This window comes from Streptococcus mitis (assembly GCF_003942995.1).
GTDB classification, from domain to species: domain Bacteria; phylum Bacillota; class Bacilli; order Lactobacillales; family Streptococcaceae; genus Streptococcus; species Streptococcus mitis_CV.
The window spans coordinates 25,188-51,377 of sequence record NZ_RJOH01000007.1 but is presented as its reverse complement, the minus strand read 5'-3'; the positions used below and the strand labels follow the sequence as shown (position 1 = coordinate 51,377).

Here is a 26,190-nt window from a genome sequence, read left to right as displayed (position 1 = left end):
ANAGCTGAATTCTCAATTGAAACATTAGAAGGAAAAGAACCAAACGAACCGCTTCAGAATGTTGATGATATCAATAAAGAAAAATTTTTACGCTCCTTGGTAGAAGGGATTTTTGGAGGTGAATAATGCAAATCACAAGAGGAAAACGGGCACGAGCTCAAAAGGTAGTTATCTACGGTCCGGAAGGAATTGGCAAGTCCACGTTTGCTGCTGAATTTCCAAATGCTGTCTTCGTCGATACAGAAGGTTCGACAGATAACATGGATGTAGCACGACTCGACAAGCCGACCAGCTGGACCATGCTCATCAATGAGATTGCTTTTATTAAGGCAAATCCGACTGAGTGTGGGACACTCGTCATTGATACGATCGATTGGGCTGAAGCTTTGGCAGTTAATTACATCTGTTCGCAACATGGTAAGCAAGGGATTGAGGATTTTGGCTGGGGCAAAGGTTACACCTATGTCCAAGAAGAAATGGGACGTTTCTTGAATAGCTTGTCTGATTTGGTTGATATGGGGATCAACGTGGTATTGACTGCACACGCTCAAATCAAGAAGTTTGAACAACCGGACGAGATGGGTTCGTACGATCGATATGAATTAAAGCTCGGTCAAAAGACAGGGTCTAAGACCGCGCCACTCGTAAAAGAATGGGCAGACATGGTTCTATTCGCCAACTACAAAACCTTAGTCATGACAACTGATAACGGCAAAAAGAAAGCCCAGGGCGGTGAGCGTGTCATGTATACCAACCATCGGCCAGCGTGGGATGCCAAGAACCGACATGGGTTACCCGACGAAATGCCATTCCATTATGCTGGTATCGCTCATATATTTGCGAGTCAGCAAACACAACCTATTCCATCGCAACCTCAGACAGTCACTCCAGAACCTCAGCAGGCCACACAGCAAGCCCCTGAGCAAGTCCAAGAGGAATTGTCACTTGATATGTCACAGGTAGCTGAAAAACCACAAAATGAAGCTCCTGGCATACCACAGGCAACGCCTGCACAATATCACACGAACTTACCAAAGAGTTTGACAGACCTCATGACGCAAGGTAACGTGACGGAAGAAGAACTTCAAAAAGTCGCTTACATTCGCGGGCATTTTCCACTAGGGACTCCTATTGAAAGTTTCCCGACTGACTACTGGGATATGATTGTCGCTCATTGGCAAGCAACTGTGGAAGTTATTGAAAATCAAGTTAGAAAAGAACCAGAATTGCCCTTTACGGTGTAGATTTTGGGAATTAGAAATCATAGCAAGGTATAACAAGAGGTATCTATGAAAGATAAAACTATTAAAATCGATTTATCAAAAATCGCCAATACAGCCTTACAAGAGAAGGTTGATAAAGAGTTAGAAAAAGTCCTTGATAACATCCTGGATCCAAATACGGAAGCTAAGGCAACTCGTAAGGTTACTATCACACTAATGATGTCAACAGATGATGAACGTACTGTCGTTAAGACAGGTATGGAAGTAAAATCTACTTTGGCACCGCAGAAAGGTGTTGCAACAACTGTCATTGTTGGTCGTGATGATGCTGGTAAAATCCACGCTAATGAACTTAAAAGTGGTATCCCTGGGCAAACTTACTTTGATGACAATGGTGATATGAGAACAGATACTGGGGAACTCATCGAAAAAGTCGAACAACAAAATACAAATATTATTGATTACAACAAAAAGAAAGCAGGTAACTAACCATGACAGAAAATCTTAAAGCAGCATTATCTTATGCAGTTGAGTTAGCAGATAAAGAAAATAAAATTATTTCTTCATCAAGTGGGAAGGAATATTTTGACATCAATAAGCATGACTTCAGAGAACTTAGCCCCCGCAAATATGCGCCGACTCTTGAACTTCAAACGCTCAAAAGTTTAGTGGATTATCTCAAATCAGATAACGACTTTATCGGTGGTCATAGACTTGTAGTGGTGGTAGAAAGTTATCAAAAAGTTTCTGTGTATGATCAAGTGGATATTGAATATGGCAAACGTCCTCAACTTGTATCTGTAAAGGCATCTGTTCCATTTATCCCCTTTAGTAATTGGTGTAATCAGGAAGAGTTTAATATTATGTTGCAATCTATGTTTATCAATGATGCAGACCGCAATCTAGTTTTAGATTTTGCTAGTCACTTAAAAATCGAAAAAGGGGCAGAGGCTCAAGATAACGGCGTTACACAAACGGTGACTGTTCGTGATGGTGTAGCAAGTCTAGCACAGGCTAAGACTCCAAATCCAGTAACCTTACGACCATATCGTACCTTTAATGAAGTAGAACAACCAGCAAGTCAGTTTGTATTCAGAGTTAACAAATCAGCGAATCTAGCTCTCTTTGAAGCGGATGGGGGCAAATGGAAATTAGATGCTGTTAAAAACATCTCAGATTATTTAAAAACAGAACTTGCAAACAACGATAAAATCACAATTTTAGCATAAGGAGAAAAACAGCATGACACAACAACAATACAACAACTTTGAACGCGAATTTGGATGGGAAGATACGATTGAAAAAGACTCGGAATACGTCCTACTACCTGACGGTTTATACCACTTTACAGTAATCGGTATGGAACGCACACGCCACACGCCAAATCCACAAAATCCCGGAAAATTGCCAGCGTGTAACAAGGCTATCGTCAGCATTAAGATTGTAGCTAATGAAGGCGAAACCGAATTGCGTCACAATTTATTCCTGCACAGCTCAACTGAAGGAATGCTATCTGCTTTCTTTGCTGCAATTGGCCAAAAGAAAAAAGGCGAACCACTTCGCATGAATTGGAATACAATCATCGGCGCAACCGGTGTATGTAAAGTCGGAACTCGACAGTACAAGGAAAATAATTATAACGAAGTTAAGTCAATGCTCTATCCTGAAGATGTTGATTACACAAAAGTATTAAATCAACAACCAGGGCAAGTTACACAAGCAAGCTACCAGCAACCACAGCAACCGAATTTTGCGCAACAACCGCAAGGACAAGCAGGATATCAAGCTGGGCAATTCTAGGAGGTAAGGGATGCAATTAAGACCTTATCAACAGGAAGCACGGGAGGCTGTTCAAGCTGAATGGGCTAAAGGTCGCAAGCGCACGCTCTTAGTATTGCCAACAGGATGCGGAAAGACGATTGTGTTTTCAAAAATCATTGAAGACCAAGTGAGAGAGGGCAAGCGTGTGCTTGTCCTTGCTCATAGGTCAGAGCTTTTGGAGCAGGCTAGCGATAAGCTCAAGACTGCAACAGGACTTGGTACGGCTTTAGAGAAAGCGGAGAATACTTCTATTGGTTCTTGGTATCGGGTCGTCGTCGGTTCGGTTCAGACTATGCAGAGAGAGAAACGACTTAGTCAATTTCCTCCCGATTGGTTCGATACAATTGTAGTCGACGAAGCCCATCACGCCATTTCAGATGGATATCAGCGTGTTCTTGGCTATTTTGAAATGTCGGATGTATTAGGAGTGACTGCCACACCAGACCGTGGAGATATGAAAAACCTTGGCTCCTACTTCGATAGCCTCGCTTATGAATATTCGCTAGTCCAAGCTATCAAAGAAGGTTATTTATCTAAAATCAAGGCTTTGACAATTCCGCTAAGTTTGGATTTATCAAATGTGAGTATGTCGGCAGGCGATTTCAAAGCGAGCGACGTCGGAACAGCATTAGATCCATATCTGGAACAGATAGCGGACGAAATGGTCAAGCAATGCGCTGACCGCAAAACAGTTGTATTCTTGCCACTGGTAAAGACCTCGCAGAAGTTTCGCGATATCCTAAACGCAAAAGGATTTCGTGCTGCTGAAGTCAATGGAGAGTCCAAGGATCGTGCAGAAATCTTAGAAGACTTCGAGAAAGACCGCTACAACGTTCTTTGTAATTCCATGCTTCTAACAGAAGGCTGGGATTGTCCATCAGTAGACTGTGTAGTTGTGCTAAGACCTACCAAAGTGCGAGCGCTCTATTCTCAAATGGTGGGGCGTGGTACTCGTCTGCATCCAGGGAAGGAAGAATTACTCTTGCTAGACTTCCTCTGGCATACAGAACGCCACGAGCTATGCCGTCCAGCTCATTTAATCTGTGAGACTCCAGAAGTCGCTCAGAAAATGGTTGAGAACATGGAAGAGCAAACTGGTGTAATGCTTGACCTCGAAGATATGGAAGTCAAGGCAACCGAGGACGTCGTCGCACAGCGTGAAGAAGCCTTGGCCAAACAATTGGAAGAAATGCGCAAGCGTAAACGCAAACTAGTAGATCCGTTGCAATTTGAAATGTCTATCCATGCTGAAGACTTGTCGAATTACGTGCCTAACTTCGGATGGGAGCTGGCACCTGCTAGTGATAAGCAAATTAAAGCTCTTGAGAAATACGGCATACTTCCTGACGAAATCGCGAATGCTGGAAAGGCTGCTTTATATTTAGATAGATTACACAAGCGACAAGCGGAAGGTTTAACAACACCTAAACAAATCAGATTACTTGAAAGATACGGTTTCAAAGGTGTGGGAATGTGGCCGTTCGAAGAAGCTAAAAATATGATTAATCGCATAGCAGCTAATGGTTGGAGAGTTCCGACAAGCGTGCGACCAGCTGAATATGTACTAAATTAAGAAGGAGGAGATAGTGGCAGAGAATGATTTTAATTTGTTGCCGTTGCTGGATTACATCAATCCTGCCACGGTAGATTATCAAACGTGGGTCAATGTCGGTATGGCTCTTAAACATGAAGGATATACAGCATCCGACTGGGATAACTGGTCACAAAATGATAGTCGATACAAGAAATTTGAGTGCTTCAAGAAATGGGATACTTTCAATGAAGAAGCAGGAACTATCGTGACGGGTGCAACGATTACCCAACTTGCTAAAGAAAATGGCTGGGTGTCGCAATCTAGCTATGATAGCGAGAACGCGCATGAGTTAGGCTGGACCGATACAATAGATCGTGATTATCGTGTCATTGATAAAGACTGGATTGAAGGTAAGGAAATCCATGAGCCAACTATTTGGAATCCGGTTCAGGAAATTATCAAATACCTTGAAACGCTCTTTGAAGCTAGTGAAAATGTTGGGTACGTTACTGAATGCTATCCAAAGACTGACGATGAAACAGGCGAGATTGTCAAATGGCTGCCAACTAAGGGGGCTTATGACCGGACTGCTGGGCAATTGATTGAAGAACTTAGTAGATGTAATGGCGATATCGGTGCAGTGCTAGGTGATTATCACGAAGAAGCCGGCGCATGGGTTCGATTCAATCCAATGGACGGGAAAGGCGCAAAAAATGAAAACGTGACAGATTTCAGATATGCCCTGGTCGAATCCGACAGTATGCCAATCGATAAACAGAACGCCATATACAAAGAACTTGAATTACCGATTGTTGCCTTGGTGCATAGCGGAAACAAGTCACTACATGCCATCGTCAAAGTAGATGCCAAGAATTACGAAGAATACCGTAATAGGGTTGATTATCTTTATAAGATTTGTCAAAAGAACGGCATTATCGTCGATACACAGAATCGGAATCCAAGTAGACTATCTCGTATGCCTGGGTTCATCCGTAATGGACAGAAGCAATTCTTAGTAGATACTAACATAGGTAAGACCGATTGGGATGAGTGGTATCAATACATCGAAGATTTGAATGACGACCTGCCGGATCCAGAAGGATTGGCCGATAGTTGGGATAACTTGCCAGAGTTAGCTCCTGAGTTGATAAAAGGTGTCCTTCGTCAAGGCCATAAGATGCTGATTGCTGGACCATCAAAAGCTGGTAAGTCATTCGCTTTAATTGAAATGTCAATTGCAATTGCTGAAGGCAAAAAATGGCTAGGCTGGGATTGTACTCAGGGGCGTGTATTATACGTCAATCTGGAGCTAGACCGTCCGTCTGCCTTACATCGCTTCCGTGACGTTTATCAAGCTATGGGATTACCACCTAAAAGCATCCAGAATATCGATATCTGGAATCTTCGTGGGAAGACTGTACCGATGGACAAGCTAGCGCCTAAACTTATTCGTCGAGCTTTGAAAAAGAATTATATCGCAGTCATCATTGACCCGATTTACAAGGTCCTGACCGGTGACGAGAACAGTGCAGACCAGATGGCCCACTTTACCAATCAATTCGACAAAGTAGCGACAGAGCTCGGCTCCAGCGTTATCTACTGCCATCACCACTCAAAAGGTTCGCAAGGTGGCAAGAAGTCCATGGACCGCGCTAGTGGTTCGGGTGTATTCGCTCGGGATCCTGACGCGCTTATCGATTTGGTCGAGCTGGAAGTATCAGAAGAATTGCTTACTCAAAGACTGAATCAAGCAGCGTGCGAAGTGTATAAACAGGCTTTGCAAGAGCGAAATAATGCCTATTACCAGCAAAATGTCGGACTAGATGACCTATTAAGTCCAGCGCAGATGAGAACGCACTTTGAAAAAGGGATCCCTGATGTCATGGCTCGTGCTCCTTATGTAGACAAGCTCGAAGAAATTCGCAACAAGATCCAGATAGCAACCGCATGGCGTGTGGAAGGTACGCTTCGAGAGTTTGCCAAATTCAAGCCAGTGAACATGTGGTTTAGCTATCCAGTGCATGCGCTCGATGAATCGGGTGTGTTGGCGGATATCCAATTGGAAGAGGTGAATGAGAAAAACTCCCCGTGGAAGAAAAACTTCGACAAGAAGACGACGAAAAAAGAGCGCTCTGAGAAACGCTCTGAAAAAATAGAAACAGCTATTGAAGCGATAAATGATGGAACAAGTCCAGTCACTATCGATGACTTAATCGGATACTTTTCGACAAAAGAGAAGCCGATTAGTGAAAAAACCATTCGAAGATGGATAAAAGACAATGGAAATTTCGAAGTAAAAAACAAAGAAATTATAGCAAAAATTTAAGAATAAAGACAGAGACAACGACAAAAAATATCGAAAATGTCCCTAGGGACAAAAATAGAGACAGAGACAAAGTCGAGGGTCAACTTCGAATATGTCTATCGAAAATGTCTCTAAGGACACAGACAAAATAATCGAAAATGTCCCTGACTCTGAGAGTGAAAAAACGAGGGACAAAATCGATAATTTATCGAAAATGTCCCTGATTTTGAGGGACAAAAACAAGGGACAGAATATTCTCTTTCTCCGAAAGAAGAATATTTAGGAAGTGTCCCTGAGAGTTCAGAAGAACAGGTACAGGTACAAGGGGGCTATGCATCCGCCCCTTGTAACCCTGTAACCCTGTCCTTCACTCTGAACTTAGGCGTGTATAAAAAAAGAAGGTAAAAAATGACATTAAATAAAAAAGCTATTGATAATCTTAAAAAGGAAATCGATGACTTGTTGGATAAATGTGAAGATGATTTTGAAGAGATGGCACTTAATCCAGATTACACATTTGGATTGCTTATGAGCGCTAGTGCGACCTTGGGTGTAATTTTAAGGGAGTTGGCTGATGATTGAATTCTTTTTACCAATGAAAAAAATCCCGACGACGACCCACCAGCAAAAAAAGGTAAATGTAAAATCTGGTAAGCCAATATTTTATGAGCCAGAGGATCTAAAAAATGCCAGAGCGAAATTCGAGAGCTTGCTTGCCCAGTATGTTCCTCCTGATAAATTTAAAGGAGCGATTCGTCTGACGGTTAAGTGGTGTTTCCCTCGTATCAAAAAAAGCTACGATGGCCAGTACAAGACTACAAAGCCGGATACAGATAATTTACAGAAGTTGCTCAAGGATTGCATGACGAAACTTGGATACTGGCAAGACGATGCACAAGTGGCCAGTGAGATTGCTGAGAAGTTCTGGGCTGACACAGTTGGGATCTATATCAAGATTGAGGAATTGCCATGAGAATTGACTACATTGATTTCTTTAGCAGAGTCATTCCAGAATGGATGGCACGCAGCAATCAAAAGAGCCAAGAAGTCGGTTTTGGCTCGGACACTTATTGGCTATGGGTAGTAACGACGATTGGCGAAATTTGTAAGCAATACAATGATGATTCACTAGTGACGGAGCAGTTCGGTCTGCTCTTTAACTGGCTAGAAAAACAAGCAGGATAAGCCGTGGAATATAGCAAACAGACAGTAATTGACGGATTGAAACGAACAATCGAGCAGACGGAGGCAAGGATAGTTGAACTATCTGAGCCGTGTGTCAAATCGCTTGCTTTTAGCAGGTCCGAGGAAAGAGACTTGCTTAAAAAGAAAGTGAAAAACTGGAAGAAGAGAAAAAAGGAATTGGAAGATGAATGTTAAGGAATTAATTGAGAAATACAAAAGATATGAGGGGAAGTGGAATAGTAAAACAGGAGAACTAGCTCGTCAAATTTTTCTAGAAGACTTGAAACAACTAGACGAACCGCGAAAAGTCAAAGTACCGCAGTTTGTGGCGGATTGGATTGAGGAAAAAAGAGATATGGGTTGGAAGCTAACTAAGATGGTATTGCAAGCTAACTTAAATGAACAGTATTGGAGATGGGTTGTAGACAACCAAGAAACATTTGCTCGTGCATGGCTGGACGGCTACGAGGTCGAGAAAGAGAAGCGGTATCTGGTTAAGATTAAAGCGACAAAACACTACTTTAATAAAGATGGGAATGGGAGAGTGTATTTTTCTCTAGCATATAAAAGCCATTTTACAAAAAAACAACTCGAAGAAGCTGACTTTGGCTGGGTATTCGATTGTGAGGGGATTGAAATTGAGGAGGTTGAATAAATGGCAAATATTAGATTACAAAATCCATATATGGATGAAACCATCAAGGTGAGAGACGAATACAAACAAATTCTCAAAATGCTAGAATGGCTCGGACGAGGCAACATAGATTGTCTCCAACTAATTCAAATTGAACCAGAAGAAAGAATGATTACTATCAACCCTAAACACTTTGCAAAAGTTGATTTTTACGAAGACGAGGAGGTGGAGTGATGGCATTAACGCTTGGAAGTAGTATTACTGAACTTATTCTTGAAATTGGTAATATTTTAAACTCTCCTGATAACAATACAACAACTTTCGCACTTGAAATTCCAAATCAATCTTTCTTTCTAGAAATAAATGTAAAACCAAAGAAAAAGGAAAAAGAGGCAATGAATCCATATGTTGTGAAAAAAATTATGAGAGATGAAAACTCTGTTTTTGATAAAGACAATAATTACCACAAACAGAAGGAAAAAGAAAGACATAATCCGGTCTTTAAACGAAAGAATTCAAAAAAGTAAGGAGGTCATAGATTGAAACGATTCATAGCTATCTGGATTCTGCTATCTGCTGGACTAAACATCTGGCAGATGGACAAGATTCGAGATTTGGAAGAGAAGAAGCCGATGGTTATCTACAAGGCTGATAACGCAGGCGCTGAGATATTTGGTAAGGTGGTCGAGAAAGGACGGCACGGCAAGCTATACACAGTGACTATCAGAGATTACGGGGTGTTCGTAGTTACTAGAGAGCAATTTGAGAAAATCAGAGTAGGGGATGAGGTGATGTTGTGAAATTATTTCTTCACGAAGATTGTATGGACGTCATGAAAAGATATCCTGACAACTATTTTGATTTATCTATTGTCGATCCGCCATATTTTTCCGGGCCAGAAAAAAGAAAATACTATGGTCGAAAAGTCAGTCCAATAGGTGTAAGCAAGCTGTATAGCGAAATATCAGAGTGGAAAATTCCAAATAGAGATTATTTTGATGAGTTATTTAGAGTTTCAAAAAATCAAATCATTTGGGGCGTGAACTACTTCGACTACTCTTTTGGTTCTGGCCGTATTGTGTGGGACAAAGTTAATGGCAAGTCAAGTTTCTCAGATTGTGAGATAGCGTACTGCAGTTATCATGATAGTATTCGGCTATTTCGTTACATGTGGAATGGTATGATGCAAGGGAAGTCGATATCTGAAGGTCATATACAACAAGGAAATAAGGCCTTAAATGAGGTTAGAATCCATCCGACACAAAAACCGATAAATCTTTATCTTTGGTTACTTCAAACTTACGCAAAAGACGGAGACAAGATTCTTGATACTCATGTTGGTTCAGCAAGTAGTTTAATCGCTTGTCAAGAATTAGGTTTTGAGTATGTAGGTTGCGAGTTAGATAGAGACATCTTCAATATTGCTAAACAGAGACTTGATGTTTACGAGAAGAAAATAAAATTATTTTAGGAGTTATCATGAACACAATAGACAAAGTCAAACAATGGTTTATTGACCGTGATTTAGAAAACGGTGGACGGCTGGACAAGCAGTCATTAAAACTTAGTGAAGAATTCGGAGAGTTATGCGCAGGCTATCTCAAGAAGAATGAGCAACTGACAAAGGACAGCATCGGAGACTGTGCGGTCGTGATTGTCGGTCTTGCCTTGCTGATTAAGGTAGATGTGCATAAGATTTTTGAAACATCAGGAAATGATAGAGATGTAATGACATGTTTTAGTCATTTAAGTAAAAATATAAGCGATTTTCAGATTTATCAAGACTCATTTTCTAAAGTTTTTTTGTAAATCAAGTCTGATACGTACAATCCTATGGTTAAAATCAATCAGCAATACCCTTGGTTATAGCTTCGAAGAATGTTTTGAATTGGCTTACCAAGAAATCAAAGACCGAAAAGGTCGTTGGATTGACGGCACGTTTGTCAAAGAGGAGGATTTGGGATGACACCGAAATTTAGAGCGTGGTTGAAGAAAGAACAGATTAATACAGGAAAAAGTTCGGTACTTGATGAAAGAAGCAGAAGCCAGAGAGAAGCATGGCTGGGTTACTGTTAACGGTGCAGGTAGTGTGATCACGAATAAAGAATAAAATAAAAAAGCCAGCACAGCTGACTCCTTTGTGATATTCCGATAAAAATATTATATCATAAAGGAGCGATGTTGTGAGGTTATTAAAAAGAGTTGACGTGCAATTTACCAAAAAAAATGTATATGACGTTCTAGAGAGTTATCGCTCGTATGTCCGAATGGCGGGCGCTGAGTATTTGCCTAAAATCACAACGACCTACTCATTTGAACCGAAGACATTTACTGGTAAGAACACAGCAACAGAGAATATGGTTATCGAACATGTGGATGCAGAGGCAGAAGTTCTGGAGATAGAGAGAGCAGTCAACTGCATCATGGATCCATACGTTCGGCAGGTAATTGCAAAGAAGTACATGGATATGAAAATCCAATTATCAGACAAGGCTATCTATATGGACTTAGGCTATTCTGAAAGTGAGTTCTACCGCATGCTTAGCAGAGGTGCTTTGGAATTTGCGGAAGCCTATCGAAAAGGTAAGCTGATTGTCTTTCGTAAATTTTTGGGAGATATTTGCAAGTAAATTGCTAGGAAATGGCTTATTTTACATGGTAAAATAGTATTGTCAATAATTAGAGATAGAGGTCTCAGAATTTGGTAGATGGTTACCTGAAATCAGGGTGTCGTAAAGGGCATTGAGGGTTCGAGTCCCTCCCTCTATTTCGTTCATTGACGTCTCCTTTATACTTTATTATATTTTTCCGAGGCTTCGGTCTCGTTTTGGCGGTGACAGGTAAGTGGTTTCTCTCCTATGTTTCCATTGGTTCGATTCCGGGCATCGCCGTTTGAGTGTTTGTGTCCCAGAATGGGGTAGGCAGTAGGCTTAGAATTCACATATCACTCATTAACTTACAAATGGTTGCGGAGCGACTGGACCTTGCATGATTGCGTAGCTACTTATATCCTAGGTAAGTTATAAGCTAGGCGGTTTGATTCCGCTAGAGGTTTTAAATGACTACAAAAAAATAAATCAGAAAATTTATTTCTAATTAACACGCAAGGTAGTAGTCGCCTTGCATTTTAAAAAAAGGCTTTTAGTGTAGCGGTAACACAACAGTCTCCAAAACTGTTATCGTGGGTTCGATTCCTGCAAAGCCTGTGAGAGGTCTTAAAAAGGTCGCACATCGTGTGGCTTTTTTTGATTATAAAAAAGGTGGTGATGGAAAATGGGATGACCGAAAAACAACAGAAATTTGCCGATGAGTACATCATCAGTTTGAATGCTACTCAGGCTTATAAAAAGGCTTATCCAAATATCAAAAACAACGAGGTAGCAAAAGCTGCAGGAAGCAGACTGTTAGCCAATGTTAACGTTAGATCATATATAGATGAACGACTAGAAGAATTGAAATCAGAGCGTGTAGCGGACCAGCGAGAAGTACTTGAGTTTTTAACGTCAGTTATGCGTGGCGAGGTGACTGAACCGTTGTTAGTTTTGGATGGCGAGGGCACTCAAAAGGTTGTTGAAGCTAAACCGAATGTATCTACAAGAAAGGGTGCAGCAGTTGATTTAGGTAAACATTACGGATTGTTTGTTGAAAAGCAAGAATTGACATCAAATACCGTAACACAAATCGTATGGGATATTCCGAATGAAAATGATTGAAAAAATTAGCTTAAAAGAGAAGATAAAGCCTAGTTTCTATAGCGTAGCAAGAGCAACGATGAATCCTAAAATACTGCATATTGCTTGTAAAGGTGGACGTGGTTCTGGTAAATCATCGGATATTGCTCTTTTGATTATCATTCTTGTGAAGCATTTCGCAGTTAATGCAGTCTGTATTCGCAAAACGGATAATACGTTGGAACAATCAGTTTATGAGCAATTGAAGTGGGCAATTTCAGAGTTAGGTTTGACAAGTGAGTTTAAATTTAACAAGTCGCCTTTGAGAATTACTTACGTTCCAAGAGGCAATTATATTGTTTTTCGTGGCGCTCAAAATCCAGAGCGTATCAAATCCTTGAAAGACAGTCGCTTTCCATTTGCGATTGGCTGGATTGAAGAGCTTGCTGAGTTTAAAACTGAAGATGAAGTAAAGACGATCACCAACTCCCTACTTCGTGGAGAATTGGCTGACGGTCTTTTTTATAAATTCTTTTATTCTTACAACCCACCAAAAAAAAAACATTCTTGGGTAAATAAGAAATATGAAAGTCGATTTCAGCCTGAGAATACATTCGTACACTCTTCGACATACAAAGATAACCCTTTTATCGCCAAAGAGTTTATAGAAGAAGCAGAGGCTACGAGAGAGCGTTCAGAGAAGCGTTACCGTTGGGAGTATCTGGGTGAGGCTATCGGTTCGGGTGTAGCACCGTTTGAAAATCTGGTATTTTGCAAGATTACAGATGAGGAGATAGCAAGGTTCGATAACATTCGGCAAGGTAACGACTTTGGATATGCTAACGACCCTTTGGCTTTTGTTCGCTGGCATTACGATAAGAAGAAACGTGTTATCTATGCAATCGATGAGATTTATGGAGTGAAGATTAGCAACCGTGAATTGGCTGAAAGAATCCGTGAGAAAGGTTATCAATCTCAGATGATAACCTGTGATAGCGCAGAACCTAAGTCGATTGATGAGTTAAAACTGCAGCTGAATATTCCGCTTGTTCAAGGTGCTAAGAAAGGTCCTGATAGTCGTGAGTATGGAGAACGTTGGTTGGATGATTTGGATGCAATTGTGATAGATCCAGAACGCACACCGAATATTGCACGAGAGTTCGAAAGTGCCGACTATGCAATTGACCGTGATGGAAATCCCAAGCCTAAATTAGAAGAAGTAAATGACCACACAATCGACGCTACTAGATATGCGTTTGAAGACGATATGAGACAGCCAGGAATATCATTCTGGTAGGAGAAGGAGAAATGTTGAGTAATTGGTTTAAATGGTTAATCAGGCGGTTGTTGATTAAGAATACAACCCAAAATGAAATACTAGAGATTGAGATAAGAGAACACCAGGATTCTGAGAAAGTAAGCACAATGAAAGAGGCCTACAACTACTATCGAAACCGCACGGATATTCGAAATAAGAAAGTAGATGTGGATTGGAGGACGAACTCAAGGATTGAATTAGGTTTGTTCAAGAAGCTGGTAGACCAGAAGGTCGGGTATTTGTTTTCTAAGCAGCCGACAATCTCGCTTGAGGGAGAAAAATCACAAGATTTCTTAGATAGCGTGTTTGACGAGGATCTTTTATCTACGATTAAGTCGCTTGGTAAGGAAGCGGTGATGAAAGGGATAGCTTATGGCTTGCCTTATTACGACGAGAATGGCCGTCTACGCTTATTTAAAATCCCAAGTGAACAGATTATCCCTTTTTGGAAAGACGAGCGTCATTTGGAACTATCTGCCTTTGTACGTGTCTACAAACAAGCAGTCTACGAAAGTGGAGTAAAGAAGACTAAAACCTTTGTAGAATACTACGATGAAAAAGGAATTACAGATTATATCTGGACAGGTTCACACCTTGAACTCAATCCACTATCTAAGGAGACCAAGGGGAATTTTTACTATGTCAACGCTGACGGCACACGGATTCCTTATACTTGGGAGAAAGTCCCTCTGATTCCATTTCGTTACAACGAGTATGAGGACGGTCTTTTAGTCCAAACCAAGTCTTTGATTGATAATATTCAACTTCAAATGTCTACTAATGCTGATATGTTAGCAGATATGCCGAAGCTGATTTATGTTTTGAAAAACTATCAGGGCGCAGACTTGGGCGAGTTCATGAATAATCTGAATAAGTTCCGCTCTATCAAGGTTTCTAGTGATGGTGGTGTAGATACCCTACAAGCAGACAATGATACTAGCGGAGTTGAAGCAGATATTGAACGCTCTCGTAAGTTCTTGTATGAGGCTGCACGAGCCATTGATACCCAAGATGACAATCTAGGTAATGCCAGCGGTCAGGCTCTTAAATGGCGCTATACAGATCTTGATTTGGACTGTAACGAGCTAGAAAATGAGTTCCAAAAAGGTATCAAGCAATTCCTTTGGTTCGTAGAACAGTATGCAGCTAACAAAGGAGTAGCGTTTGATTCATCTAAATTTACTTATGTATTTAACCGTGACATCATTTCAAATGAGTCTGAAGCTATTCAAGATTGTGTAAACTCAATCGGTATCTTAGACGATCTAAGCATTCGTGAACAACATCCATGGTATCAACCAGAGGTTGAGAAACGATTGAAAGAACAACAGGAACAAGGACAAGATCCATACTCTCAGACCAATTTCAAAAAGGTAGATGAAGATTATGACGACCGAGAACAAGAAAAAGATAGATGAGTATTGGACTGAGCGAGCTTTACAACAGGAACAAAACGCTCAGATAGTTGCTGATAGGTATATGGCTCAGATTGGTCAATCCTTAGCAGATTATAAACACCAGCTGGTTTCTGAGATTGAGAAGTTCTATGCCAGGTATGCAGTTGATAATAAAATGACTCATGCAGAGGCCAAGCAATATCTGACAGATAAAGAGCGTAGAGAGTTTAAGCATGTAACTCTTGAAAGATTCCGTGAGATGGCCTTGAATCCTGACACACCGACACCTTTGTTGGACGCATTGAGCTACCGCCATCGTATCAGTCGCAAGGAGGCTTTGCTTGCCGAAATTGAGCGTCTGACGGCTGAACTATACGGAAAGCCAGACGGCATACATGACAAGGTCACAGAGGCTCTGAGCGACGTCTACATCAAAGGTAAAATCCATCAAGCTAAGAACTTGGCACACTTCGGAATCATCGAGAAACCAATATTGGGTGTCGATGCAGTTAAGCATAAGATGGCTAGTAACTGGAGTGGTAAAACATTCTCAACGAATGTGTGGGGGCATGATGCAGCTGTTTATAAATCTATCAGCGATATAATCAATAAAGGCCTAACAGGCGGTTGGTCTATTGATAGAATGGCTAGAGCTCTTTCTGAACGTACAGGAGTCGCCTACCATCGAGCAGATACGCTTGTCAGAACCGAGACGACCTTTTATAATAATCTTGCAACACTAGATACTATTAAGGAATTGGGTGGCGACCATTACGAAATCGTAGCGGTATTAGACAGTCGTACAAGTGAGATTTGCAGGTTAGAAAATCACGAGGTTCATTCTGTTAAGGAATATGAACCATGTCGAACCGCACCTCCATTCCATGTCCGTTGTCGTTCTACTATTAGGCCTACAGTTAAGTCTGACAAGCCTAGCCCTTACTTTGATATCTTGCAAAACGACGGCTCAGTAAAACTAGCCACTGAGCAACGTTCTCTGGACGAAATCTTTGCAGGATGGGAGCGTGAAGGGGAAGAGGTTAAAGAAAAACTGTTTGCGAAAGATGGGGAAAAGGTGTATAATCAGGGCATGAGTTCAATTGATTTAATGGCAAAACAACGGTCTTTTGTTGTTGGAAATGACATTCGAGTGAATGCCAAAAAACTTAGCGGAACCGAGTTTGATTTTTGGGTACAAGATAACACAAAGAAAATCAGAGATACTGTTTTTAATGTCCAATCAAGCCTTAAGGAATTAAATGATTTTCCAACTCCAACAGTTGTTTTTTTGAAAAAATCAAGACTCCCTGGTTTTGCTGGGTATGATTATAAGCAAGATATTCTTTTTGTGAGTGATGCACTTCATTCGGAAATAGAATTTGCTAAAGTTCTATCTGATAATTATTTTGCTGCTCAAAACATTACAGATACCATGGTTCATGAACTAACGCATAAAAAACATTGGGACTCTGCTAAAGCATTTTACAAAGCCAACAAAAAGCGGTATAATAGTGTCGAACAAGCGATGTCTGAATTGAATTCCCCATTAGTGTCATATGTCAAGGAACAATTGAAACATGACTATAATTATCTTTATAGTATTAGCGATAATGCAGCTATTGCGTTTTACAACGATAACATAAATGAGTTGGTTGCTGAAGTCGGGGTATTGGGAGATAAGGTTACAGACCCAAATTTGTTAAATAAAGTCAAGGAGGTATTATCATGGAAGTAATGGTTATGCCTAGCAAAGAAGTTTTGATTTTTACAAAACAAATCCGCCACTGGATTGTCGGCGATAAAACTATTTCAGGAAAGAAACAATTTATTTTCCGTGAGGATACTCCTGCTGAAATTTTAAAACTTTATCAAGATATAAAACCAAAACTTGAATTTGCTTATTAATAATTACCAAAGCACCTAGAGAAATCTAAGTGCTTTTCTTATGCTTAGAAAGGAGTGAGAAATGAAATATCGTAAAAGACCAGTAGTAATCGAGGCCGTCCAACTCAACGAACGTTGCTTGATTGAAGAAGATTGGTTTTGGGACGCAGTAACAAGGAATGAGATTATCATTCACGATAGTGGCAAGTGGAATAAAAATTCAGCATGGTGTGAGATTAAAACACTTGAGGGTGTCATGGTCGCAAAAACAGGCGATTATATTATCAAAGGTGTGCAAGGTGAATTTTATGCATGCAAACCTGACATCTTTAAAGAAACATATAAAAAAGTAAAGGAGTAAAGATATGTTTATCTGGGATTGGGTATCAATCGCCTTTGGGTGGTTGGTATTCTTTTGGCTATTTGTTTTAATTGTAGGAACTATTCTTGCGATTTTAACAGGTTTCAGAAATAGAAAGTAGGTGATCCGACATCTTGACTGGCAGGAATAAACCGCTATAAATTACTATAAATTAGTGAATTGAAGAAAGGAATAGAAAAAATGGAAGATTGGCAAAGACGTTTTATCGATGAATACAATGCGCTTAAGGATAAATATACAAAATTACATAAAATGGTTATCAAATACGAAGCTGGTACGCTCAATTTTGAGCCAAAATGCTCAATTGAAGTTTTAAAAAATCAAAAGTGCGCTATGGGTCATTATTTATACTGGCTAGAAATTCGAGCAGAAATCGAAGGAATCGAATTATAAAACTTAACCGTATGGAATCCCGTACGGTTTTCTTTTCGCCCCGGGCATGGCGTTAAAAGGCTTTTTTACTTTACCAAAATGTCGTGGTCGTTGCCACGTTAAACAAACGTATAGGAGGAAAAGAAATGAATCGTAAATTTTTGGAACAGTTAGGATTGACTGAAGAACAAGTTGAAGCAGTTATGTCTGAACATGGGAAATCAACACAGGACCTACAAGCGAAGGTGTCTGCTGCAGAAGACAACGCCAAAGGCTTACAGGACCAGTTAAAAGAGCGTGATAAGGACATGAAACAGCTCAAACAAGACGCTGAAGGCAATGCTGACCTACAACAAAAATACTCAGACTTGGACAGCAAGTACAAGACACAACAGAAGGAACATGAACAACAACTCAAGACAATGCAACTAGATCATGCTATTGAAATGTACTTGAGCGGTAAGGTTCATGACGCTGGAATCGTGTCTAGTCTACTAGACAAGTCTAAATTGGGATTAGGTGACAACGGAGCGGTGACTGGATTAGATGAACAGTTGACGGCTTTGAAGGAATCTAAAGGCTTTTTATTTGCTCCAGAAAAGGCTGTAGAACCACACATCGCTGGTGCTAAGCCACAAGGGGCAGCACAAGAAGAAACAGTTGCTAACGACCTGACAACGCAGATGATTAATGCGTTTACGTCAGATCTATAATCAAAAAATAGAAAAGAGGAACAGATATGCCAGCAACATTGAACTATGCACAGGCTTACCAACAAGGTTTGCAAAAACGCTACAGTGAAAACGGATTGTTATTCACTCAAAAACTTTGGAACTCTCCATCCAATACACTTTTGAAGTTCACAGGCGCTAAAGAAGTGAAAGTACCACGTCTTTTGATTAAAGAAGGGCGTAAAGATCGTACACGTCGCACGATTACGAATATTGACGCTAACTATGAAAACCAATGGGAAACATACACATTGACTAACGAGCGTTACTGGTCAACACTAGTAGACCCATCAGATGTTGATGAAACTAACTATGTTACTTCAATTGCCAACATCACCAAGACATTCAATGATACTGAAAAAGTTCCAGAAATGGATAAATTTATGGTATCTAAATTGTTCTCTCGTAAGAAAGAACTTGATACAGAAAGTAAACAAATTAAGTCATTGAACTTGACTGAGGAAAACTTCCTCGCAACCTTCGATGAGCTGATGGAACAAATGGACGAAGCTGGAGTACCAGCAGAAGGTCGTGTTATTTTCTGTACACCAGCAGTTAAACGCATGATCAAGAACATCAAGCAATTCGGTCGTACAGTTAACATCCACGGTCAAGGGACAGTGATTGACCGTTCTATTGGTCGTTTGGACGATGTGACGATTGAACCATCTATTCCATCTGATCGCATGAAGACCGTGTACAACTTCACAAATGGCGCTAAGGTTGACCCAACTGCTAAACAAATCCATTTCTTCTTGATTCATATTCCATGTATGGCAGCACCGCAAAAATATGAATTCGTAGGGCTTGACGCACCAAGTGCTTCTTCAAGCGGTAACTACTTGTATTATGAACAATCTTACGATGATGTATTGCTATTCAAGACTAAGCATGAAGGCCTAGCATTTGTCGTCGCACCTTAAAAAAGGAGGATAGAAAATGTTAACAGTAAAAAAGGATAACCGTGTCCTCAACATTGACGAACTAGAAAAAGTAACCTTCTTGGAAGATGGTTATGATGTGGTCGAAATTCGTGACGGTGAGTATGCTGTAGTTGAATCTGCTACTGGCGGACGCACTTACACTATTCAAGAGTACAGAGCAGTAGTTGCTGAACGTGACCAAGCTCTTGCTGAACGTGATAAGGCTCTAGCAGAGCTTGACAAATTGGCTAAGAAATTGGCTAAAGACGATAAGTAGAAAGAGAGGTTCTGCTGATGGAGAAGAGAACATCGGAAGAAATCCAAAAGCATAATGAAGATGCTAGACAGGTCTTGATTGACTTGTATGAACAACGTTATACATGCTATCTAGAAGAGTTAGTGGTCGATGAAGTCATGCAGAACATTCTTAACTACTGTAATCGTGAGGATTTTCCTTTAGAATTGAGATTTGTGGCTATTCAGATGGTTTATGTTGTTTGTAATCCTGACCAAGCTGTCCAAGGCAAGAACATTTCCGTTGGAGATACTCGTGTCGAATTGACTAAGTCAGACCTTGCTAGACGGGCCGAAAGTGTCTTGTTGGACTTTACGAGTCAGCTACAGCGGTTCAGAAAGTTGAGGTGGTAGGATGAATATCAATGATGTCTTATCTCAGGCAAGACCAAGTATTGAATGGACCTATGATAAAAAGATGGATGTATTTGCTACTGTCGAGGGTACAAAACCAAACGGAGCTGATTTTGTAGAGTTTAAAGAAATCTACAAGAAAGTTCCCTGCCGTGTCTCTGTTCGTAACTTAGTGAATACCGAGCAGAACGAAGCGCACCAACTCAAGACAGAACACAAGATTTTCTGTTCGCCTAAATTTGCTATCAAAGCTGGTAGTAAATTGATTGTGGACGGTGTTAAATACCTGACTAGTGAAGACCCGATGGTTTATGTCACACATCAAGAAATTGTGGTAAGACGACATGAGTTGCTATGATGATAGTGATGTTCAAGAGTTCTTAAAACGACTTGAACGGGCTCAGGCAATTATTGATTCTGAGTTTATGCAGGCTGCTAAAGATATCGGCCTAGCCTTTTTGAAAGAGGTTAAGGAACGAACACCAAAGGGGCTAACTGGTAAGCTCAATCAATCATGGAAGATAGAAGTGACCAAAAACGGAAACGTGTACGAGGTTATCGCATTTAACCCTATGGAGTATGCTTCTTTCGTTGAAAGCGGACACCGCCAACAAGTAGGGCGTTATGTCCCTGCAATTGGCAAACGCTTGGTCAATCCTTGGGTAGAAGGGCGCTTCATGATGAGGCTGACAGAAGAACAGATTAAACAGAAAATCCCACAAATCACGCAACAAATCGAAGAGAGGCTAAAGGAGGAACTAGGTGGATTATAGTATTAGACCACTCGTCATCAAGCAACTCAAAGATGTGTTTGGGTGCAAGGTATATGATGAACAAATCCAACAAGGATTAAAAACACCTTGTTTTATTGTAGATGTGAAACCTGTGACTCGGAAGCGGTTGGCAAACCAAAACGATAAGCAGGTTTTTATTGTCTTGCTCCATTACTACACCGAAAAAACAACAGACTTATACCAAAAGTTTGAAGAGATTGAGATGGTGTTTAATTCGCCTTCTTTTCGTTATTTAGGGGATAAGTACCCTATCAATGATTTGAAGGTGGAATACAATGCGAATGACTTGATATGCACATTTACAATCACTCGATACGTTCGATGGGTTGAAGAAGAACCAAGAATGCAAATATTAGAAAGGATAGGTGAAACTTCTCATGGAAATGAATGAAGAAGTAGGTTATGTAACCGAACCAGTGGTACCAACCACTGAAGATAAATTTGGTAAAGAGGCATTACTCAAGTATTTTGAAGATGATGCCACTTTGTTAAACATTTTGCTGGAAGACGACCAGTCATACTCACTAGCAGAAGTAAGACGCATTTTAGAAGACTGGAGAAAGGGTGTGGCTAACTAATGGCACAATGGACAGTACAGAATAAACGAGTTCCAAAGGCCTACATCAATTTCGTATCAAGAGATGATGTGATTATTCCTTTGGAAGATAATACGATTGCAGCAGTTATGATTGCTGGATCTTGGGGAGAGCCTGGTGCCTTCACACTTGTTGATGGTACAAGCAACTTCCGTCGCCTATTTGGTAAACCGATTGATGAGCTTCTTCCGATTCGTGAAGCCTTGAAAGGAACTGGTAAGGTCCTTGTCTATAATGGTGTGAACAACACTGGGGTACAGGCGACGAAAACAGAAAGCGATATGGTCGTTACAGCTAAATACAAAGGATTAGCTGGTAACCATATTCATGTTATCTTCAAGAAACAAGTCGAGACTGGTTTTGAGGTGACAACTGTTTTCTTTGGAAAGGAAGTTGATAAACAAATCATCACAGCCTTGCCATTTAAGAATGACTATGTGAATGTGACTGGTACTTTAACAACAGAAGATAAAACAATCTTGCTTGAAGGTGGTACCGATGGAGCTACAACTAATTCAGAGGTTGAAGATTTCCTAAATGCACTCGATACTCAAGACTTCCGTGTCTTGGCTTTGGGTACAGATGAAAGTGCAACGAAAGCACTTGTTACGGCTCATATCAAGAAATGGCGTGACGCTGGTCGTTCGGTTATTGCAGTCTTGAATGATTACACGGATGCTGACGATGAAGGTGTTGTATCAGTGGGTAACGGGGTTACTTTGAGCGATGGTACGAAATTAAGCGCTAAGGACTGTGTATATTTCGTAGCTGGTAAGTACGCAGGGGCTGGCTTGCAATCCAATACATTCAAGTCTTATCCAGGCGCTATCGACTGTGAGCGTAAGAACGAAGCAGAGGCTGAAAAGCTCATCAATAAAGGTCAGCTTATCTTTGCTTATCGAAATGAAAAAGTTATTATCCTGTCAGATGTGAACTCATTTACTAGCTATACGGCAGAACACAGTCGTATCTTTGGTAAGAACAAACTTGTTCGTACAATGGATAATATCAATGCTAACGTCAAGTACATCTTTGAAAACTACTTCATCGGTAAAGTACCAAACAACGTGAATGGTCGTGAGTTGTTTAAACAACGAATCATCACAATGGTTCTTGACCCACTTGCTCAAAAGCAAGCCTTGGAGTACCAAGCTAAAGATATTGAGATTTCACAAGGTATCACTAAAGAATCCGTCGTGGTTAACTTGCCAGTTGTCTTGACAGACGCTATGGAAATCTTGTACATGACGGTTATCTGTGATTAAGAAAGGAGAAACTAGCTAATGGCTATTATGAACCAATTAGATGCTTTGTCTGCTAAAGAAGGAACGGTCTTCTTTACAATCAATGACAAGCAATATGAACTAGCAGAGCTTATCTCTCTAGAAGCGAAAATTGAATACACAAAAGCTGATGTTACCCCTCTGAACTCTCGTATGAAGGGTGGTAAGATTGTCGGTGCAGAAGGTACAGGAACTGTGAAGATGTATTACCATCGTCCTGAATTGAAGAAGATGGCTCTTGAATACGTCAAAAACGGCTTATTGCCTCGTATTGATATCAAGTGTACCAATGAAGACCGTACATCTCGTGCAGGTCGTTACACAATTGTTTTGAAAGGTGTTCTGTTCAAAGAATCACTTATATTTAAACTAGATGGATCAGCAGATGAGGTCATTGATGAAGAAACGGACTTCACATTCCAAGATTTTGATATCTTATCAGAATTCCAAGAAATTACATACTAACACAAGGAGGAAATAGTGGTGAGTGGATTACAAGCGTTTTTGAAACAAAACAAAAAAGGGGAAGAGACTAAGGATGTCTTGCTTCCTTCTTTTGAGGAACCAGTTAAAATTCGAGTGTTGAGCGCTCGTGAAGCGGACTTAATCAATGACCGTTGCTTTGTCAATAAGCCTGGTCGTAACGGACGTCAAGAGCGTGTCTTTGACGGTGTTAAATATAACCGTGAAATCTGTATTGCGTCTATCGTGGTTCCTGACCTTAACGATAAAGAATTGCAAGATTCTTATGGAGCAATGGGAGCTTCTGAGCTATTCGGTACCATGTTCAATTGGGGCGAAAGCGCCTTGATTTTGGAAGCTGTGACCGAACTCAGCGGTATCAACCAAACATTCCAAGACAAGGTTGACGAGGCAAAAAACTAATAAAAGAGGACGCGGAGGCACAACTTGCCTACTTCGCCCTCGTAAACTATTACATTCGCCCTAGTGAATTTGTGAATATGGATGTAGAAGAAAAAGCCTTTTTCGCTGCAGTCATGCACGAAGAGGCGAAACAACGTAAAAGAATGAAGAAGTGAGGTGATTCTATTGGCCAATATACAAACAACCATGTCTTTGACCGATAGAGTCACAGGCACTTTAAATAAAATCTATGCGACTATGGAGCGTGTCAAAAACGCAGGTTCTGGCATAGATAAAGCCATGAAGGATCAAGAATCCGCTATGAAAAAAGCTGGCGATTCTGGTCAATATTTTGTCAATAAAGCTGGGCGACTCATTGATATTAACGGTAGATTTGTAAATAGTGCAACTTTAGCAGCTGCAGGGCTCAAAAAAGAAGAACTGGCTCTAATAGATTTAGGGAATGCCTCTAATAACGCTTCTAACAAATTAAGTAGGTTAGTATCTTTGAAAGGTTTGTTGAAGACCGCTTTAGCTGGTATTGCAGTCGGTAAAATTACCAAACAAGCTATAGGCATGTCAGACGAGTATGCTAATATGCACGCTCGTTTAGATATGATTCGAGATGGAATGCAGACAACAGAGGAGCTGCAAAAGTCTATCTATACATCCGCACAACGTACAGGCTCGGCCTATACAACCATGGCAAACGGTGTCGCTAAGATGAGGATGCAAGCTGGCGATGTTTTCCAAAACAATGGCGAAACAATTGCCTTTTTAGAAACCATGAACAAATCCTTTGTAGTCGGTGGCGCAAGTATTGAAGAACAAAAAAGCGCCATGCTTCAGCTTACTCAGGCTATGGCTAGTGGTAAGTTGCAGGGTGATGAGTTACGTTCTCTAGCTGAAACTTCACCAGCCTTAATCCAAGCTATTGCCAATAAGCTAGGGGTTAGCCGTGGCGAGGTTAAGAAACTTGGAGCAGACGGGAAGATTACGGCCGACATTGTCAAAACTGCCATGCTAGATGCAAGCGAAGCGATTGATCAACAATTCCGCAACATGCCTATGACATGGGGCAGGGCATGGCAGAACTTCCTGAACTTTGTGACCAAGGCGTTTGAGCCAATATCGATTAAGATAAATCAGATAGTGAACTCGTCCGCCTTCCAACAATTTGCCCAGATTGTAGCCACGGTCCTTCAATATGTCGTTCAAGCGGTTATCTTTGCTATGGATATGATTGGGGCTGTTTGGAGTATGTTAGCGCCGATTGCTCAATTTGTGGCTGATAACTGGTCTGTTATCCAACCGATTATTATTGCAGTAGCAATCGCTATAGGAACTTATATAGTTGCAATGAACGCAGCAAGTATAGCGACTAATCTATTTAGTATCGTTACAAACACTGCGAAAGCTGCTATGGCTGGTTTTAATGCCGTCATGGCAATGAATCCTATTATGTTGATTGTAATGGCAGTCATTATTCTTATCGGTCTCTTCTATGCCTTAGTTACATGGTTTAACAATCTTACTGGTGCAGCCGTATCAGCTACAGGAATCATTATAGGGGCTATATTTTACCTAGGAATGACCATTTGGAATATACTTCTTAGTATTGCCAATGCAGCTATCTGGGTGATTAATATGATGCTACAAGGTGTCTTTTGGTATGTGAATACCGCAATAGCATTCTGGATGTTCCTCTATCAGGCTATCTTAACTATTTTGATAGGCATTTTAGACTTTATTGACTGGTTTGTTACTGGTGCTGTTAACTTATGGAACGAGATGTCTTTCCAAGTTCAAAGCGCTTGGTATGATATTGCTCAAGGCGGCCGTGATATGGCTGTAGCTATTGCAGGATTTGTTGATAGTATGGTCAATAGTGTTATTAGTTCGGTTGAAGGGATGATTAACTCTGTTCTTAGCGGATTTAATAGCATGATTGGCTTCTTGAATGGTCTTGGGTTGAACATCAGTGCAGTTGGTTCGGTTTCACTTGGTAGAACTAATTTCGCAGGAGATGTAGCTGGTGCGATTGATAGCATGCAGAAACCAGTTAAAAAAACCTTTGAAGGTCTGCACTTGGCAGATGGTCTCAAACAACACAAAGCTAGTTTAGAAACTCCGCACCTTGACACTCCACAACTGGGTTATCTTGAACTTGGCGACCGAATGGGAGCCTTTAGTAAAGGGTATGAAATCGGTAAAGGGATTGATAAGGCTGTTGGTGGTTTCTTCAAAGGTGCTGGCGATAGCAATGGTGCAGGAAATAACTTCTTGGGCGACCAAGGAAAAACACCTTACGAACTCAGCCCAGCAAGTTCAGTCCCTGAACAAGGCGACGGAGGAAAAGGTGGCGGTCACAATCCAACGGGTGGTAAATTAGACAAAGTCGGAAAGATTGAAGATGAAATCAAACTAGATGATGAATACATCAAGTTAATTAAGGACGTCGCGACCATGAAGTGGCAACAGAATTTTATTACCTTGAAACCAGAGATTGTCACCAATATTGACTCCATTAACAACGCTGGCCAGTATGCCAACGTATTGGATGATTTGAATGCAACGATTGTAGACGCTTTGAACAATGGCGCTGATGGCCTCATGGCTTACTAG

The 26,190-nt window shown here is 40.7% G+C and carries 34 protein-coding genes, 1 tRNA gene and 2 pseudogenes; all 37 read left to right on the top strand.

Annotated elements, in window-relative coordinates:
- Window positions 1-125 precede the first annotated feature (125 nt).
- The 37 genes and pseudogenes from D8836_RS05875 (at window position 126) to D8836_RS05700 (ending at window position 26,190) form a co-directional block, all read left to right on the top strand.
- Window positions 126-1,244 carry an ATP-binding protein gene (locus D8836_RS05875; protein WP_125393421.1) on the top strand — a complete coding sequence of 373 codons (1,119 nt, stop codon included), beginning with the start codon at window positions 126-128 and terminating at the stop codon, window positions 1,242-1,244.
- Between the two features lie 45 nt (window positions 1,245-1,289).
- Complete coding sequence (locus tag D8836_RS05870) at window positions 1,290-1,712, top strand: hypothetical protein (RefSeq protein WP_049500633.1); 423 nt, start codon at window positions 1,290-1,292, stop codon at window positions 1,710-1,712.
- Window positions 1,713-1,714: 2 nt separating this feature from the next.
- Window positions 1,715-2,452: a hypothetical protein gene (locus D8836_RS05865; RefSeq protein WP_049542750.1), complete on the top strand. Its 738-nt coding sequence runs from the start codon at window positions 1,715-1,717 to the stop codon at window positions 2,450-2,452.
- 13 nt (window positions 2,453-2,465) lie between these two features.
- The gene (locus tag D8836_RS05860; RefSeq protein ID WP_049542747.1) at window positions 2,466-3,023 is read left to right on the top strand and encodes a hypothetical protein; all 558 of its coding nucleotides are present in this window, start codon (window positions 2,466-2,468) and stop codon (window positions 3,021-3,023) included.
- Between the two features lie 10 nt (window positions 3,024-3,033).
- A complete protein-coding gene (locus D8836_RS05855; protein WP_125393420.1) occupies window positions 3,034-4,617 on the top strand; it encodes a DEAD/DEAH box helicase in 1,584 nt (527 codons plus the stop codon).
- Window positions 4,618-4,630: 13 nt separating this feature from the next.
- Window positions 4,631-6,904: an AAA family ATPase gene (locus tag D8836_RS05850; RefSeq protein WP_125393419.1), complete on the top strand. Its 2,274-nt coding sequence runs from the start codon at window positions 4,631-4,633 to the stop codon at window positions 6,902-6,904.
- 387 nt (window positions 6,905-7,291) lie between these two features.
- Window positions 7,292-7,465, top strand: a complete 174-nt coding sequence (locus D8836_RS11165) for a hypothetical protein (RefSeq protein WP_158086133.1) — start codon at window positions 7,292-7,294, stop codon at window positions 7,463-7,465.
- Window positions 7,458-7,856, top strand: a complete 399-nt coding sequence (locus D8836_RS05845) for a RusA family crossover junction endodeoxyribonuclease (RefSeq protein WP_125393418.1) — start codon at window positions 7,458-7,460, stop codon at window positions 7,854-7,856. The genes D8836_RS11165 and D8836_RS05845 overlap by 8 nt, the downstream gene beginning before the upstream one ends.
- Window positions 7,853-8,068 (top strand): hypothetical protein, encoded by a 216-nt coding sequence (locus D8836_RS05840; RefSeq protein ID WP_125393417.1) that lies wholly within the window; start codon window positions 7,853-7,855, stop codon window positions 8,066-8,068. The genes D8836_RS05845 and D8836_RS05840 overlap by 4 nt, the downstream gene beginning before the upstream one ends.
- Before the next feature lie 184 nt (window positions 8,069-8,252).
- Window positions 8,253-8,723, top strand: a complete 471-nt coding sequence (locus tag D8836_RS05830) for a DUF1642 domain-containing protein (RefSeq protein WP_125393415.1) — start codon at window positions 8,253-8,255, stop codon at window positions 8,721-8,723.
- Entirely contained in the window at window positions 8,724-8,936 is a 213-nt protein-coding gene (locus tag D8836_RS05825; protein WP_204374300.1) for a hypothetical protein, read from the top strand.
- Window positions 8,936-9,229, top strand: a complete 294-nt coding sequence (locus tag D8836_RS05820; protein ID WP_049542733.1) for a hypothetical protein — start codon at window positions 8,936-8,938, stop codon at window positions 9,227-9,229. Before D8836_RS05825 ends, D8836_RS05820 begins: the two co-directional genes overlap by 1 nt.
- A 12-nt stretch (window positions 9,230-9,241) precedes the next feature.
- Window positions 9,242-9,502 (top strand): DUF1372 family protein, encoded by a 261-nt coding sequence (locus tag D8836_RS05815; RefSeq protein WP_049542731.1) that lies wholly within the window; start codon window positions 9,242-9,244, stop codon window positions 9,500-9,502.
- 23 nt (window positions 9,503-9,525) lie between these two features.
- Window positions 9,526-10,173: a DNA methyltransferase gene (locus D8836_RS05810; RefSeq protein WP_080983302.1), complete on the top strand. Its 648-nt coding sequence runs from the start codon at window positions 9,526-9,528 to the stop codon at window positions 10,171-10,173.
- Window positions 10,174-10,181: 8 nt separating this feature from the next.
- A pseudogene (locus D8836_RS05805) lies at window positions 10,182-10,668 on the top strand (MazG-like family protein).
- 30 nt (window positions 10,669-10,698) lie between these two features.
- Window positions 10,699-10,812 (top strand): annotated as a pseudogene (locus D8836_RS11555) (prohibitin family protein); the annotation flags it as partial.
- Window positions 10,813-10,885: 73 nt separating this feature from the next.
- The gene (locus D8836_RS05800) at window positions 10,886-11,332 is read left to right on the top strand and encodes an ArpU family phage packaging/lysis transcriptional regulator (RefSeq protein ID WP_049542725.1); all 447 of its coding nucleotides are present in this window, start codon (window positions 10,886-10,888) and stop codon (window positions 11,330-11,332) included.
- A 505-nt stretch (window positions 11,333-11,837) separates the two neighbouring features.
- Window positions 11,838-11,908 (top strand) — tRNA-Trp (locus D8836_RS05795).
- 72 nt (window positions 11,909-11,980) lie between these two features.
- The gene (locus D8836_RS05790; RefSeq protein ID WP_125393414.1) at window positions 11,981-12,415 is read left to right on the top strand and encodes a terminase small subunit; all 435 of its coding nucleotides are present in this window, start codon (window positions 11,981-11,983) and stop codon (window positions 12,413-12,415) included.
- Window positions 12,408-13,670, top strand: coding sequence for a PBSX family phage terminase large subunit (locus tag D8836_RS05785; RefSeq protein WP_125393444.1), 1,263 nt, complete (start codon window positions 12,408-12,410; stop codon window positions 13,668-13,670). The genes D8836_RS05790 and D8836_RS05785 overlap by 8 nt, the downstream gene beginning before the upstream one ends.
- An 11-nt stretch (window positions 13,671-13,681) precedes the next feature.
- Window positions 13,682-15,109 (top strand): phage portal protein, encoded by a 1,428-nt coding sequence (locus tag D8836_RS05780; RefSeq protein WP_125393413.1) that lies wholly within the window; start codon window positions 13,682-13,684, stop codon window positions 15,107-15,109.
- The gene (locus D8836_RS05775; RefSeq protein WP_125393412.1) at window positions 15,078-16,823 is read left to right on the top strand and encodes a minor capsid protein; all 1,746 of its coding nucleotides are present in this window, start codon (window positions 15,078-15,080) and stop codon (window positions 16,821-16,823) included. Before D8836_RS05780 ends, D8836_RS05775 begins: the two co-directional genes overlap by 32 nt.
- Entirely contained in the window at window positions 16,814-16,993 is a 180-nt protein-coding gene (locus tag D8836_RS05770) for a hypothetical protein (RefSeq protein WP_049542716.1), read from the top strand. Before D8836_RS05775 ends, D8836_RS05770 begins: the two co-directional genes overlap by 10 nt.
- 61 nt (window positions 16,994-17,054) lie before the next feature.
- Window positions 17,055-17,333, top strand: coding sequence for a hypothetical protein (locus tag D8836_RS05765; protein ID WP_049542714.1), 279 nt, complete (start codon window positions 17,055-17,057; stop codon window positions 17,331-17,333).
- Window positions 17,334-17,534: 201 nt separating this feature from the next.
- Window positions 17,535-17,747 carry a crAss001_48 related protein gene (locus tag D8836_RS05760; protein WP_049542713.1) on the top strand — a complete coding sequence of 71 codons (213 nt, stop codon included), beginning with the start codon at window positions 17,535-17,537 and terminating at the stop codon, window positions 17,745-17,747.
- Between the two features lie 125 nt (window positions 17,748-17,872).
- Window positions 17,873-18,439, top strand: coding sequence for a phage scaffolding protein (locus D8836_RS05755; protein ID WP_125393411.1), 567 nt, complete (start codon window positions 17,873-17,875; stop codon window positions 18,437-18,439).
- A gap of 26 nt (window positions 18,440-18,465) precedes the next feature.
- Entirely contained in the window at window positions 18,466-19,380 is a 915-nt protein-coding gene (locus D8836_RS05750) for a capsid protein (protein ID WP_125393410.1), read from the top strand.
- Between the two features lie 16 nt (window positions 19,381-19,396).
- Window positions 19,397-19,657 carry a hypothetical protein gene (locus tag D8836_RS05745; protein WP_125393409.1) on the top strand — a complete coding sequence of 87 codons (261 nt, stop codon included), beginning with the start codon at window positions 19,397-19,399 and terminating at the stop codon, window positions 19,655-19,657.
- A 17-nt stretch (window positions 19,658-19,674) separates the two neighbouring features.
- Entirely contained in the window at window positions 19,675-20,028 is a 354-nt protein-coding gene (locus D8836_RS05740) for a hypothetical protein (RefSeq protein WP_125393408.1), read from the top strand.
- Between the two features lies 1 nt (window position 20,029).
- Window positions 20,030-20,386, top strand: coding sequence for a hypothetical protein (locus tag D8836_RS05735; protein WP_125393407.1), 357 nt, complete (start codon window positions 20,030-20,032; stop codon window positions 20,384-20,386).
- Window positions 20,373-20,801, top strand: a complete 429-nt coding sequence (locus D8836_RS05730) for an HK97 gp10 family phage protein (RefSeq protein ID WP_125393406.1) — start codon at window positions 20,373-20,375, stop codon at window positions 20,799-20,801. Before D8836_RS05735 ends, D8836_RS05730 begins: the two co-directional genes overlap by 14 nt.
- Window positions 20,791-21,213 carry a phage tail terminator family protein gene (locus D8836_RS05725; protein ID WP_049542700.1) on the top strand — a complete coding sequence of 141 codons (423 nt, stop codon included), beginning with the start codon at window positions 20,791-20,793 and terminating at the stop codon, window positions 21,211-21,213. The genes D8836_RS05730 and D8836_RS05725 overlap by 11 nt, the downstream gene beginning before the upstream one ends.
- Window positions 21,188-21,400 (top strand): hypothetical protein, encoded by a 213-nt coding sequence (locus D8836_RS05720; protein WP_162489583.1) that lies wholly within the window; start codon window positions 21,188-21,190, stop codon window positions 21,398-21,400. The genes D8836_RS05725 and D8836_RS05720 overlap by 26 nt, the downstream gene beginning before the upstream one ends.
- Window positions 21,400-22,683 carry a phage tail sheath subtilisin-like domain-containing protein gene (locus D8836_RS05715; protein ID WP_125393405.1) on the top strand — a complete coding sequence of 428 codons (1,284 nt, stop codon included), beginning with the start codon at window positions 21,400-21,402 and terminating at the stop codon, window positions 22,681-22,683. Before D8836_RS05720 ends, D8836_RS05715 begins: the two co-directional genes overlap by 1 nt.
- An 18-nt stretch (window positions 22,684-22,701) precedes the next feature.
- Complete coding sequence (locus D8836_RS05710; protein WP_049500573.1) at window positions 22,702-23,166, top strand: phage tail tube protein; 465 nt, start codon at window positions 22,702-22,704, stop codon at window positions 23,164-23,166.
- 18 nt (window positions 23,167-23,184) lie between these two features.
- Complete coding sequence (locus D8836_RS05705) at window positions 23,185-23,586, top strand: phage tail assembly chaperone (protein ID WP_049500668.1); 402 nt, start codon at window positions 23,185-23,187, stop codon at window positions 23,584-23,586.
- A 165-nt stretch (window positions 23,587-23,751) separates the two neighbouring features.
- Entirely contained in the window at window positions 23,752-26,190 is a 2,439-nt protein-coding gene (locus tag D8836_RS05700; RefSeq protein ID WP_185761603.1) for a tape measure protein, read from the top strand.